11 protein-coding genes and 1 other annotated feature are annotated in these 12323 nt (G+C 44.7%); of the genes, 1 reads left to right on the top strand and 10 read right to left on the bottom strand.

Going from position 1 to position 12323, the window contains the following annotated elements:
• Nucleotides 1–41: 41 nt before the first annotated feature.
• From EDD69_RS03440 to msrA, 9 genes are all read right to left on the bottom strand, one after another.
• Entirely contained in the window at nt 42–449 is a 408-nt protein-coding gene (locus tag EDD69_RS03440) for a DUF350 domain-containing protein (protein ID WP_132947570.1), read from the bottom strand.
• A gap of 14 nt (nt 450–463) precedes the next feature.
• Nucleotides 464–2818 carry an endonuclease MutS2 gene (locus EDD69_RS03435; protein WP_132947569.1) on the bottom strand — a complete coding sequence of 785 codons (2355 nt, stop codon included), beginning with the start codon at nt 2816–2818 and terminating at the stop codon, nt 464–466.
• 17 nt (nt 2819–2835) lie between these two features.
• Nucleotides 2836–4563, bottom strand: coding sequence for a DNA polymerase/3'-5' exonuclease PolX (polX, locus tag EDD69_RS03430; protein ID WP_132947568.1), 1728 nt, complete (start codon nt 4561–4563; stop codon nt 2836–2838).
• Between the two features lie 105 nt (nt 4564–4668).
• Nucleotides 4669–5208, bottom strand: coding sequence for a CvpA family protein (locus EDD69_RS03425; protein WP_132947567.1), 540 nt, complete (start codon nt 5206–5208; stop codon nt 4669–4671).
• The gene (zapA, locus tag EDD69_RS03420) at nt 5201–5476 is read right to left on the bottom strand and encodes a cell division protein ZapA (RefSeq protein ID WP_132947566.1); all 276 of its coding nucleotides are present in this window, start codon (nt 5474–5476) and stop codon (nt 5201–5203) included. Before zapA ends, EDD69_RS03425 begins: the two co-directional genes overlap by 8 nt.
• A gap of 239 nt (nt 5477–5715) precedes the next feature.
• Nucleotides 5716–8130, bottom strand: coding sequence for a phenylalanine--tRNA ligase subunit beta (gene pheT, locus EDD69_RS03415; RefSeq protein ID WP_132947565.1), 2415 nt, complete (start codon nt 8128–8130; stop codon nt 5716–5718).
• Nucleotides 8131–8144: 14 nt separating this feature from the next.
• Nucleotides 8145–9179, bottom strand: a complete 1035-nt coding sequence (gene pheS / locus EDD69_RS03410; RefSeq protein WP_132947564.1) for a phenylalanine--tRNA ligase subunit alpha — start codon at nt 9177–9179, stop codon at nt 8145–8147.
• Between the two features lie 44 nt (nt 9180–9223).
• Nucleotides 9224–9460 (bottom strand) — a binding site (T-box leader).
• 52 nt (nt 9461–9512) lie between these two features.
• A complete protein-coding gene (locus tag EDD69_RS03405; protein WP_132947713.1) occupies nt 9513–10268 on the bottom strand; it encodes a TrmH family RNA methyltransferase in 756 nt (251 codons plus the stop codon).
• 3 nt (nt 10269–10271) lie between these two features.
• Nucleotides 10272–10799 carry a peptide-methionine (S)-S-oxide reductase MsrA gene (gene msrA, locus EDD69_RS03400; protein WP_132947563.1) on the bottom strand — a complete coding sequence of 176 codons (528 nt, stop codon included), beginning with the start codon at nt 10797–10799 and terminating at the stop codon, nt 10272–10274.
• A gap of 86 nt (nt 10800–10885) precedes the next feature.
• Here msrA and sspI point away from each other — a divergent pair, with 86 nt between their 5' ends.
• Nucleotides 10886–11095 (top strand): small acid-soluble spore protein SspI, encoded by a 210-nt coding sequence (gene sspI / locus EDD69_RS03395; protein WP_132947562.1) that lies wholly within the window; start codon nt 10886–10888, stop codon nt 11093–11095.
• A gap of 92 nt (nt 11096–11187) precedes the next feature.
• On the opposite strand, the gene EDD69_RS03390 is transcribed toward sspI, so the two are convergent.
• On the bottom strand, nt 11188–12273 hold the full coding sequence (locus tag EDD69_RS03390; protein WP_132947561.1) for a M42 family metallopeptidase: 1086 nt from the start codon (nt 12271–12273) through the stop codon (nt 11188–11190).
• Between the last annotated feature and the right edge of the window lie 50 nt (nt 12274–12323).

Genomic DNA, 12323 nt, shown 5'->3' with positions numbered 1-12323 from the left:
ATGAGCAATACTTTCGCTAACGTTTCCATTTCGTTCTCCCCTCATCGTATGCTTGCTCCAATGACAAAAGATAATCCGATGGAAATGACCATGGAAATAAAGCCAACCGCTCGATTATCATTTGCAATCTCTTGATCGATGTTAAACTTTGGCGTTAAAAATTCATAAATAAAGTAGCCTCCTAGCAGAAGAAGAAAGCCGTAAACCCCCCAGCCAATCATTGACAAGAGCGAATCATGATGGCTAATCGAGTAGCGGAAAATATTTGCAATTCCAAATATTTTTCCGCCTGTCGCCATCGCCACGGCTACATTCCCTTTTTGAATCTCTTCCCAGTTTTTATATTTTGTTACTAATTCAAAAACAGCTAGAAAGACGACCATACATAAAATAACGACGCTAAAGTTCGCTGCAATTTTAACAATTTCATTTTCCCAAAAGGAGTTCATACCATCCTCTCCCATCATTTCAACTCAACAATGGTGACGCCGGTTCCGCCTTCTGTTGCTTCACCAAAGCGGAAGCTTTTGACGGAACGATGGTTTTGCAAATATTGTTGGACACCTTTGCGCAACGCTCCTGTCCCTTTTCCATGAATAATGGAAACGCGCGGATAACCAGCTAACAAAGCATCGTCAATGTATTTTTCAAGACGCAACAATGCATCTTCATACCGTTCTCCACGCAAATCGAGCTCTAATGGAACATGATAGTCTTTCCCTTTCACTGTCGCGAGCGGTTTCGTTTCAATCGGTTTCGGGCGGCTAACGTACTCTAAGTTTTCTTCTTTTACTTTCATTTTTAAAATGCCAATTTGAACGAGCCACTCATCATCCGATACTTTCTCAAGCAATTGTCCCTTTTGATTCAAATTGACGACTTTTACTTCGTCGCCAGGATGCAGCGTTTGTTCCGGCTTTTTCTGTTTTTTCTCTTTTCGCTTTATTTCAATATGAGGAATCGCTTCTTCTAACCGTTTTTTCGCTTCTATTAACTCGTGCTCTTTAATGTTGGCCAATTGCTCTTTTTTCATTTGACGCAATTCGCGAATAATTTGCTCTGCTTCTTGTTGCGCTTTTTTAACAATGCTTTCCGCTTTTTTCTTCGCTTCTTCGAGCCAACGGTCTCGCTGTTCGTTTAATTCAATGATTTGCTTTTGCAGCTCTTTATGAAGTTTCTCCGCCTCTTTGCGGAAATCTTCCGCTTCTTTAAATTCTTCTTCAGCCCGTTTTTTGCTATATTCCAACGAAGCAATCATATTTTCCACTTGGTTGCTTTCCGCGCTTATATACGTTCTTGCTCGCTCAATAATTTGCTCATCCAGACCAAGCCGGCGCGAAATTTCTAACGCATTGCTTCGGCCCGGAATGCCGATCAATAATTTATAAGTCGGGCTTAACGTTTCGATATCAAATTCAACGCTCGCATTAATGACTCCTTGACGATTATACCCATAGGCTTTCAGTTCTGGATAATGCGTTGTCGCAACGACACGAGCACCGCGCTGATGCACTTCATCTAAAATCGCAATCGCCAGCGCCGCGCCTTCTTGCGGATCGGTTCCAGCCCCTAATTCATCAAATAAGACGAGGCTATGTTCGTCGACTTTCTTTAAAATATCCACAATATTTACCATGTGGGAAGAAAATGTACTTAAGCTTTGCTCGATTGATTGTTCATCGCCAATATCGGCATAAACCGCGCGGAAAACAGCTAGTTCAGAACCATCGAGCGCAGGAATTTGCAAACCTGCTTGAGCCATCAATGTAAACAATCCAATCGTTTTCAGCGTAACGGTTTTACCGCCTGTATTTGGTCCCGTAATCACGATGGCGGTGTAATCTTTGCCAAGTTCAATATCGTTGGGAACGACTTCATCGGGCGAGATTAAAGGATGTCGCGCCTGCAACAAACGAATGTAACCGCGATCGTTCATATCCGGCTTTGTCGCCTTGATTTGTTTCGCATATTTCGCTTTCGCAAAAATAAAATCGAGTTCCGCTAGCATGTCAACATCGACGAGAATGGCTTCAGCATCCTCCGCTACTTTCTTGGTCAATTCGACTAAAATTCGCTCCATTTCTTGCTTTTCTTTCACGCGCAATTCTTGGAGCTGGTTGTTTAAATCGACAACCGATTGCGGCTCAATAAAGAGCGTCGCTCCTGAAGATGATTGATCATGCACGATCCCGCCATAAGCGTGACGATATTCTTGTTTAACCGGAATGACATATCGTTCGTTGCGAATGGTAATAATCGCATCGGACAACATTTTTTGCGCCGATGAAGAGCGAATGATGCTTTCTAATTTATCGCGAATTCTTCCTTCCGTCGCACGCAATTGTTGACGGAGAGAACGCAATCGTTCACTCGCTTGATCCATGATTTCGCCGTGGTCGTCAATGCAATGGTTAATCGCTTGTTCAAGCTCTGGCAAGGCGATCATCCGTTCCACATATGGAGCTAAATGCGGCAATGCGACATCGTCAAGAAGCGATTCGATAAATTTTTTCATTTGTCTGCTCGCATAAATCGTGCTCGCCACATCTAGCAACTCATGTGGGCTTAACGTTCCGCCAATTTTTGCTCTTTTCACGCTCGCGCGGATATCAAAAATCCCGCCGAGCGGAACATGTCCGCGCAGGCGAAGAACGGTAGCCGCTTCATCCGTTTCTTCTTGCCAGCGGACAACTTCAGCGAAATCGGTAGATGGAACAAGCTTCTCCACTTTTTCTTTCCCCAATGATGAAGCAACATGTTCCATCAACTGTGCTTTAACTTTATCAAATTCTAATATCGTTAACGTTCTCGGGTGCACGCTCAAAACCTCCATACTTATGAATTTACATGATGACGCTGCAAAAATTGCTTTAATTGTTCAAGATCCCATGTATTAATGACCGTTTCTTTTCGAATCCATCCTTTGCGCGCAAACGCGACCCCAATTTCCATATGATCGAGCATTTGAATGTTGTGCGCATCGGTGTTGATCGCGATTTTCACGCCTGCCTCTTGCGCTTTTTTTAAATATTCGTATGTTAAATCAAGGCGATGGGGATTCGCGTTTAGCTCCAACGCTGTATCCGTTTCTTTCGCTAACTCAATCAACATGTCGATATCGACATCATACCCGTCCCGCTGACCAATTAATCTTCCTGTCGGATGGGCAATGAGATCCACGTGATGATTCATAAGCGCTCTTTTTAATCGTTCCATAATCACTTCGCGCGGTTGCGAAAACGCCGAATGAATCGAAGCAATGACAAAATCAACGCTTTCAAGCACTTCGTCATCATAATCTAACGTGCTATCTGGTAAAATATCCATTTCAATTCCAGATAAAATAACAAAATCATCGTATTTTTCATTTAAACGGGCAATCTCTTCTTGTTGCCTTTTTAAACGTTCGACCGTTAATCCGTTCGCCACTTTTAAAAACTTGGAATGATCGGTGATCGCGATATAGCGATAGCCTTTTTTCCGGCACGCTTCCGCCATTTCAGCAATCGAAAATGCTCCATCGCTCCACGTTGAGTGCATATGTAAATCGCCTTTGATATGCTTGAGCGAAATAAGCGAATCATCTTCCGTATATCGATCCACTTCGCTCCCATCTTCGCGCAACTCCGGCGGAATGAACGGAAGGCCAAAATGGGCAAAAAACGCTTGCTCTGTCGGAAATGTGATGATTTCACCTGTTTGGCTGTTTTCAACGCCGTACTCGCTAATTTTTTCACCGCGTTCTTTGGCGATTTGTCGCATGCGAACATTATGTTCTTTTGATCCGGTAAAATGATGCAAAGTCGTTGCGAATTGTTCAGGAGTGACAAGACGAAAATCAACGTTGACAGGATAGTCATATTTTAGTTGCAACGATACTTTCGTTTCGCCGTTCGCGATCACATCACATACGTTTTTTAACTGCAGCAATTGTTCACGGACAACAGTCGGTTCATTCGTCGCAATAATAAAATCCAAATCTTTGATCGTCTCGCACATGCGGCGTAAACTGCCCGCACGAGAAAAGCGAACGATTCCTTTTATGTTGTCCAATTGGCGCTCGACCTCTTCTGCAACCGTCAACATAAACGCAAGAGGCAAACGATCCGGCCGAGCATTCATAGCCTCGAGCGCCGCTAAAATTTTTTCTTCCGTTTTGGCGCCAAAACCGGATAATTGACGCACTTTCTGCTCGATACAAGCCGCTTTTAACGTATCGACATCCACGATTCCTAACTCTTGATACAGCTTCGCAATCTTTTTCCCGCCAAGCCCCGGCAGTTTTAATAGCGGAAAAAGGCCGGATGGAATTTCTTCTTTTAATTGCTCAAGAACGGTCGATCTTCCTGTCTCGATCCACTCTTGAATAACCGCCGCCGTCCCTTTTCCAATTCCAGCAATCGATGTGAAATCGCCAATATCCGTTAACGCTCGCTCATCACGTTCAAGCGCTGCTGCCGCTTTGCGAAACGCTGAAATTTTAAATGGATTCTCTCCTTTTATTTCCATATACAACGCAATCGTTTCTAATAACTGAACGGCCTCTTTTTTATTTCTTTCCATACATGATCATCCCCTAACATATACGATTGACCCATCGAAATGATCCAAAAATTCAACAAAAAGGACAAAAAACTTCTCCGTAAAGAGAAGTTTTACAGCGACCCATTAAGCGATATATTGCACCCACATTTTTTTTACGACATCTGACAAGATCGGCGTATGCTTGACGATGATGCTTGCCATAAACGAATCGCGCAGCGGCTCCTGAATGCTTTCAATCGGAATGAGTGCTCCAACGTAAAGAAGGAGAAACAAAAGCAAATACACTTCTAAAAAGCCGAGCGCTCCTCCCGCCCAGCGATTGATGCTTTTTAGAACCGGGAGTTGAGCAACAAAATCAAGCATAGAACCAATCAAATGCATCACAATTTTTGTGACAAAGAATAAAAGGGCAAACGCAATTGCTCGATAATACGCTTCGTCTAAATTTGTGCTCTCAATGAGCAATTTCACTGTTTCGCCATCGCCAAAGCTTGGATACGGAACCCATAGTTTCAACCGTGGAGCTAATTCTTTATAATTCATGTAAGCGACAGCAAAGGCAACGATAAATCCTGTCATATGAATAAACTGCAAAATAAATCCGCGCTTTAAACCGATCATAAATCCCATCAAAAGGATGAAAAGTAGAAGTAAATCAATCATCCTTGCGCTCATCCTTTTCTTTTTTTATTTGTTGCATAAGTCGATCATACTCTTCTTTTAATTTTATGTATTCATGAACAACGTTGACAGCCGTTAAAACAGCTAATTTGCTCGTATCGAGCGTCGGGTTTTTTGCGCTAATTTCACGCATTTTATCATCGACAATCGAAGCCACTAAACGAATGTGGCTTGAACTTTCGGTCCCAACAATGGAATATTGCTGTCCATATATGTCAACTGTAACTCTCGTTTTCTGTTGTTCTGTCAAAGCATTTCCCCCATTCGTCCTATCTCCCACTTCGTCAAAATTCTATCTTTTATCATATCACGAATCGCGATGACATGAAAAGACGCGCGCATCGATGACGATCGCTAAAATGAAAAAAGGTTTGGAAGCAACCTAACGGGTTCGGTTTTGAAGTAGAAAAATTAAAATGGTATTATAATTGAAAGAGGCTGACTCAAAACATCGCCTTTGAGCGATGTTGAGTCAGCCTCTTGCTTTTTTTATCCGCGCAAGGTCGCGCCGAATTGTTGTTCAACAGCTTTGATGACTTGTTCGTGAACGGCGGTTACTTCTTCGTCTGTTAATGTACGTTCCGGATCATAATAACGGAGGGAGAAGGCAATCGACTTTTTGCCGTCTGGCAGGCGATCGCCTTTGTACACGTCGAAAATCATTACTTCTTTGAGCAATTCGCCGCCCGCTTCGATAATCGCTTGTTGAATGTCGCCGGCAATGACGTGCTCATCAACGACAAGCGCAATGTCGCGCGTAATGGACGGGAAGCGCGGAATTGGCGAGTAACGAATCTCTTCGACTTCCGTATTGAGCAAGTCCGTCAATGCCAATTCGAATACGTATGTTTCTTTTAAATCATATTCTTTTTGCACGGTTGGATGCAATTGACCGACAAAGCCGATCGTTTTTCCGTCAAGCAAAATGTCTGCCGTACGGCCCGGGTGCATGCCGTCGCGTTTCGCTTGTTTATATGCAATGCGTTTTTCTAGGCCAAGCAACGCAAATAACCCATCTAAAATTCCTTTCACGACATAGAAATCAACCGCTTTTTTCTCGCCTTGCCATAGGTTCGCATGCCATACGCCTGTCAACGCTCCGGCAAGTCGTTCTTTCTCTTGTGGTAATTCGTTTTCGTCGTTTGCTAAGTAAACCGCTCCTGTTTCATACACCGCAACGTTTTCGACTTGGCGGGCACGGTTGTAGCTGACGACTTCCAATAAATGCGGAATTAAGCTTTGGCGAAGGACGCTGCGCTCTTCGCTCATCGGAAGCGCCAAGCGAATTGGTTTGGCGGTTTCTAACGCAAACATGGTCGCTTTCGCTTCGCTCGTTAACGAATACGTAATGGCTTGGAACAAGCCGACATCTTCTAAATAGCGACGCACCTGGCGACGTTTCGCTTGATAAGGAGTTAGTTTGCCCGGTTTGGACTCAGCAACCGGCAATGTCGCTGGCAAACGGTCATAGCCGTACAATCTCGCCACTTCTTCGATGATATCTTCTTCAATGGAAATATCGCGGCGACGCGATGGAACAGTGATCGTAAACGTTCCGTGATCTTCGGTAAAGGCAAATTGTAAATTCGTTAAAATCGTTGAAACTTCCTCTTTTGTAATGTTTGTACCAAGCACACGATTGATGCGGTCAAGCGTAATCGTCACTTTCACTTCTTCTTGCTTGAGCGTATTCACTTCGACAACGCCGCCAACGACTTCCCCACCAGCGTACTCAGCCATTAACGCCGCTGCCCGATCTAACGCTTCTTTTGTGCGCGCTGGGTCAATTCCTTTTTCAAAACGCATGCTTGCTTCGCTGCGCAAGCCATGGTCTTTTGACGCTTTGCGAACCGTTGCGCCATTGAAATACGCTGATTCAATAAATACCGTTGTCGTGTCGTTGCGCACTTCGGAATTCGCTCCACCCATAACGCCCGCAAGCGCCACTGGCTCTGTTCCGTTTGTAATAACGAGATGGTCTTCTGTTAACGTTCTTTCAACATCATCAAGGGTCACGATCGTTTCGCCAGCTTTCGCGCGGCGCACGACAATTTCTTTTGAACCGAGGCGATCATAATCAAACGCATGAAGCGGTTGGCCATACTCAAGCAAAATGTAGTTCGTAATATCGACAACGTTGTTATGCGGACGAATGCCGGCCGCCATTAAGCGCGTTTGCATCCAAAGCGGCGACGGACCGATTTTGACGTTTTTGACGATGCGTCCTGCGTATAGCGGATTGTCTTCCGCCGCTTCGACGCGAACAGAAATGTAATCATGAACGTTTTCTTCATTTTCATGAAGCTCAATCGCTGGCAGCTTCACGTTTCTTCCTAAAATTGCCGCCACTTCATAGGCAACGCCGATCATGCTTAAGCAATCTGCACGGTTTGGCGTTAATCCCAACTCTAGCACTTCATCATCTAAGTTTAATAACTCCAATGCATCCGCACCAACTGGCGCATCGCTCGGGAAGACGAAAATGCCGTCTGCGTATTCTTTTGGCACAAGTTTAGACTCAATGCCAAGCTCTTGCAGCGAACAAATCATTCCGTTTGATTCTTCGCCGCGCAGTTTCGCACGTTTAATTTTGAAATTGCCCGGCAGCACCGCACCGACTTTCGCAACAGCAACTTTTTGTCCTTTTGCCACGTTTGGAGCCCCGCAAATGATTTGCACCGGCTCGCCTTCGCCGATATCGACGAGACATTTGCTTAATTTATCCGCATTTGGGTGTTGTTCGCGCTCAAGTACATGCCCGACAACAACCCCTTTTGCTCCTTTATTCAATACTTCCACGCTTTCAACTTCGATGCCGCTTTTGGTAATTCGATCCGCTAGTTCTTTTGCCGTGATGCCTGTTAAATCGACATATTCTTGTAGCCATTTATATGATACGAACATGGATAACCCTCCCTTTACACACGATTGAATTGTTGTAAAAAGCGAATGTCGTTTTGATAGAAATGGCGGATGTCATCGATGCCGTATTTCAACATCGCAATGCGCTCTGGTCCCATTCCAAACGCAAAACCTGTATATTTTTTCGAATCAAAGCCAGCCATTTCTAATACGTTTGGATGCACCATGCCGGCGCCTAAAATTTCAATCCAACCGGTTCCTTTACACACATTGCAGCCATGCCCGCCGCAGTTGAAGCATGAAACGTCCACTTCCACAGACGGCTCTGTAAATGGGAAAAAGCTTGGACGGAAGCGAATGTCGCGATCTTCTCCAAACATTTTGCGCGCAAACTCGCGAAGTGTTCCTTTTAAATCGCTCATGCGAATGTTTTCATCAACGACAAGACCCTCAATTTGCGTAAACTGATGAGAGTGCGTCGCATCATCGTTGTCGCGGCGATACACTTTTCCCGGGCAAATGATTTTCACCGGACCGCGTCCTTGATGTTTTTCCATCGTGCGCGCTTGAACTGGCGACGTGTGCGTGCGCAGCAAAATTTCTTCCGTAATATAGAACGAATCTTGCATATCGCGCGCCGGATGGCCTTTTGGCAAGTTGAGCGCTTCAAAGTTGTAATAGTCTTTTTCTACCTCTGGACCTTCGGCGATTGTATAGCCCATGCCGATAAATAAGTCTTCAATTTCTTCAATCACGCGTGTAAGCGGATGAGGATTGCCGCGGCGAATCGGACGACCTGGAAGCGTGACATCAATCGTTTCCGCCGCTAACTTTTTCTCGACTTCTTCTTGTTCGAGCTTCGCTTGCTTTGCTTCTAATGCGGTTTGAATCGCTTGACGCACTTCGTTCGCGAGCGCTCCCATGATCGGGCGCTCTTCTGGCGATAATGATCCCATGCCGCGAAGCACTTCCGTAATCGGTCCTTTTTTGCCGAGATAAGCGATACGAACATCGTTAAGTGCTTTTAAATCGCTTGCTTGTTCGATTTTTTCAAGCGCTTCTTGTTGAAGTTGGTGTAAACGTTCTTTCATCTGCATTTCCTCCTTTTTTCTCAAATAAAAAACTCGCCCCTCAAGCAAGGGACGAGTGAAATCGCGGTACCACCCTTATTAACAGCGCAAAAAGGCGCTGTTCACTTCATTGCGATAACGGCGTAGACCGGAACACCTTTACATTCTGCGGACGCAGAATGGTCCAAGTGTCAACTCCAGAGGTGAATTCACTTGCTTCTACCATAAAAACGCTCTCAGTCTATGGCGTTTTCTCCCTGGATGGCGAGTGGCAAGCTACTCTTCTCTTTCATCGTTTTTTCCCTTATTTAACTATTTTTATATTATAGGCAAACTAAACAAGCGTTGCAACCTTTATCCGCGCAAGTGATAAAGCAAAATTCCGGTTGCTACGGCGACGTTGAGCGATTCCGCTCGTCCGTAAATCGGAATGTATAAATTTTTTGTTGTCATGTCCAACAGTTCTTTGCGAACGCCGCTTCCTTCGTTACCGACAAGAAGAGCAAACGGCTCCATCGGCGGCACATTCCGGTAATCTTCGCCGTTTTCTAACGACGTGCCGTAAATCGAAACGTTTTGCGATTTTAATTGTTCGATCCATTCTTGCAAGTTTCCTTTAAATACGGGAAGATGAAAAAGCGACCCTTGCGTTGCCCGAATGACTTTCGGATTGTACAAATCGGCGCAGCCTTCTCCGAGAATGACCGCATCCATTCCAACTGCGTCGGCGGTGCGAATCATCGTGCCGATGTTACCCGGATCTTGGACCGCATCGATCATTAACACATTCGCACGATTCCAATTAATTGGTTTATGAACCAATTGTTTACATACAGCTACAATTCCTTGCGGCGCTTCGGTATCGCTTATTGCTTGTATAATTTCTTCCGTAACGAATGTCATTGGAATGTGATCGACATTCCAGCTTGAAGGTATTTCTTTTCCCTCATCAACAATCAGTTCAACAATATGTACATCGCTCTTTAACGCTTCTTCGACTAAATGAAATCCTTCAATGAGAAATAATCCTGTTTTTTCTCGTCCCTTTTTCGTTAAAAGCTTTTTCCATTCCTTCACTTGTGGATTTTTTGTTGATTGGATTCGTTTCAACATTCACTGCCCCTTTATGCCCCAATGTTTAGCAATAAATTCATCGCGTCCGGAAGCTGCGCGGTCTTCTTTGTAATGCTTCGGATTTTTCTTATGGTAGTTTTGATGATATTCCTCAGCAGGATAAAACGTCGTTGCCGGCAAAATTTTCGTTACGATCGGTTTTTGGAATTTTCCGCTCTCTTCCAACGCTCGTTTCGATGCTTCCGCTTTTTTGCGCTGTTCTTCATTATGATAGAAAATCGCCGTCCGGTATTGCGGTCCGCGATCATGAAATTGGCCGCCGTCATCGGTTGGATCGATTTGGCACCAATACAACTCAAGCAGCTTCTCATATGGAAATACATTTGGGTCAAATGTAATTTGTACCGCTTCGTAATGCCCGGTCGTCCCTGTTTTCACTTGCTCATATGTAGGATTTTCAACATGTCCTCCAGTATAGCCTGAAACGATGCCATAAATTCCATCGAGCTCTTCAAACGGAGTGACCATGCACCAAAAACATCCGCCTGCGAATGTTGCTTTTTCCATTTCAACCTCTCCTCCTACAATGAATAGTACTTTTCATTATAGCAAAAACTAATCGCGCAATACATAAAAGAATGGAGTGAATGAACGTGAATTTAAATTTGCGCCATGCGGTTATGAGCAACGTCGCCAACAACACAAAAGAGCAATTAGAGCACACGATTACCGATGCGATTCAACAAGGAGAAGAAAAATACCTTCCGGGACTCGGCGTCCTTTTTGAAGCGTTATGGAATCATGCTGATCAACAAGAAAGAGACATGATGCTATCAACATTAGAACAAGCGGTAAAGCAATAACCCATAAGAAAGGTAAGTCACTGTTTTCATGACTTACCTTTTTACATTAAAACAAATATAACCAAAAAAGTCGGCATTCACCGACTTTTTTATTAATCAAACGTAATCTCCTTCACTTTTTGCTCATCTAAACGCTTAATGACTTCGACAAGCAGTTTCACCGTGTTTTCATAGTCATCGCGGTGAAGCATCGCCGCGTGGGAGTGAATGTAGCGCGTCGGGATGGCGATCGTTAATGCTGGAACGCCGCGCATCGTCATATGAATGGCCCCCGCATCGGTTCCTCCGCCCGGCATCGCATCGAAACGGTAAGGAATGTTCATTTCTTCAGCGACATCAATCACAAATTCACGCAATCCTTTATGGGAAACAAGGGAGGCATCGTATAAAACGATATGTGGACCTGCGCCAAGTTTGCCCATCGCTTCTTTTTCGGAAACGCCCGGCGTATCTCCGGCAATGCCGACATCGACGGCAAACGCAATATCCGGCTCAATCGCATAAGCAGACGTTCTTGCGCCGCGCAATCCGACTTCTTCTTGAACCGTGCCGACGCCGTAAACCACGTTCGGATGCTCAACATCTTTTAGTCGTTTTAAAACATCGATTGCGATCGCGCAGCCGATGCGGTTGTCCCATGCCTTCGCCAACAGCATTTTTTCGTTATTCATGACGGTAAATTCAAAGTATGGAACGATTGAATCGCCCGGACGAACGCCCCATTCCATCGCTTCTTCACGGCTTGATGCGCCAATGTCAATAAACATGTCTTTGATTTCAACTGGCTTTTTGCGCGCTTCCGGAGGTAAAATGTGCGGCGGTTTGGAGCCGATGACGCCCGTAATGTCTCCTTTTTTCGTCATGATTGTGACACGTTGGGCAAGCATCACTTGGCCCCACCAGCCGCCAAGCGGTTGAAAGCGAATAAATCCTTTGTCATCAATTTGTGTCACCATGAAGCCGACCTCGTCTAAATGGCCAGCGACCATCACTTTCGGGCCATCCGCTTTTCCAACTTTTTTAGCAATTAAGCTGCCAAGGCCATCCGTTGTGATTTCGTCCGCATAAGGAGAAATATATTTTTTCATCACTTCGCGCGCTTCACGTTCGTTGCCTGGCACACCTTTGGCATCCGTTAACTCTTTTAACATCGTTAACGTTTCATCTAATTTCACCATCTTTTTCACTCCTCTCTATGTAAGACAAATCCATTATACTAGAATAAACA

The organism is Thermolongibacillus altinsuensis, from assembly GCF_004341205.1.
In the GTDB taxonomy this organism is placed as follows: Bacteria; Bacillota; Bacilli; order Bacillales; family Anoxybacillaceae; genus Thermolongibacillus; species Thermolongibacillus altinsuensis.
Note: the sequence above shows the minus strand (reverse complement) of the source record. Positions and strands in the feature narration are given on the sequence as shown.

What these genes read in the sequence shown, in the direction of transcription:
- polX (WP_132947568.1), bottom strand. Translation starts at nt 4,563, where the DNA reads ATGGAAAGAAATAAAAAAGAGGCCGTTCAGTTATTAGAAACGATTGCG.
- EDD69_RS03440 (WP_132947570.1), bottom strand. Translation starts at nt 449, where the DNA reads ATGAACTCCTTTTGGGAAAATGAAATTGTTAAAATTGCAGCGAACTTT.
- pheS (WP_132947564.1), bottom strand. Translation starts at nt 9,179, where the DNA reads ATGAAAGAACGTTTACACCAACTTCAACAAGAAGCGCTTGAAAAAATC.
- EDD69_RS03390 (WP_132947561.1), bottom strand. Translation starts at nt 12,273, where the DNA reads ATGGTGAAATTAGATGAAACGTTAACGATGTTAAAAGAGTTAACGGAT.
- EDD69_RS03425 (WP_132947567.1), bottom strand. Translation starts at nt 5,208, where the DNA reads ATGATTGATTTACTTCTACTTTTCATCCTTTTGATGGGATTTATGATC.
- pheT (WP_132947565.1), bottom strand. Translation starts at nt 8,130, where the DNA reads ATGTTCGTATCATATAAATGGCTACAAGAATATGTCGATTTAACAGGC.
- msrA (WP_132947563.1), bottom strand. Translation starts at nt 10,799, where the DNA reads ATGGAAAAAGCAACATTCGCAGGCGGATGTTTTTGGTGCATGGTCACT.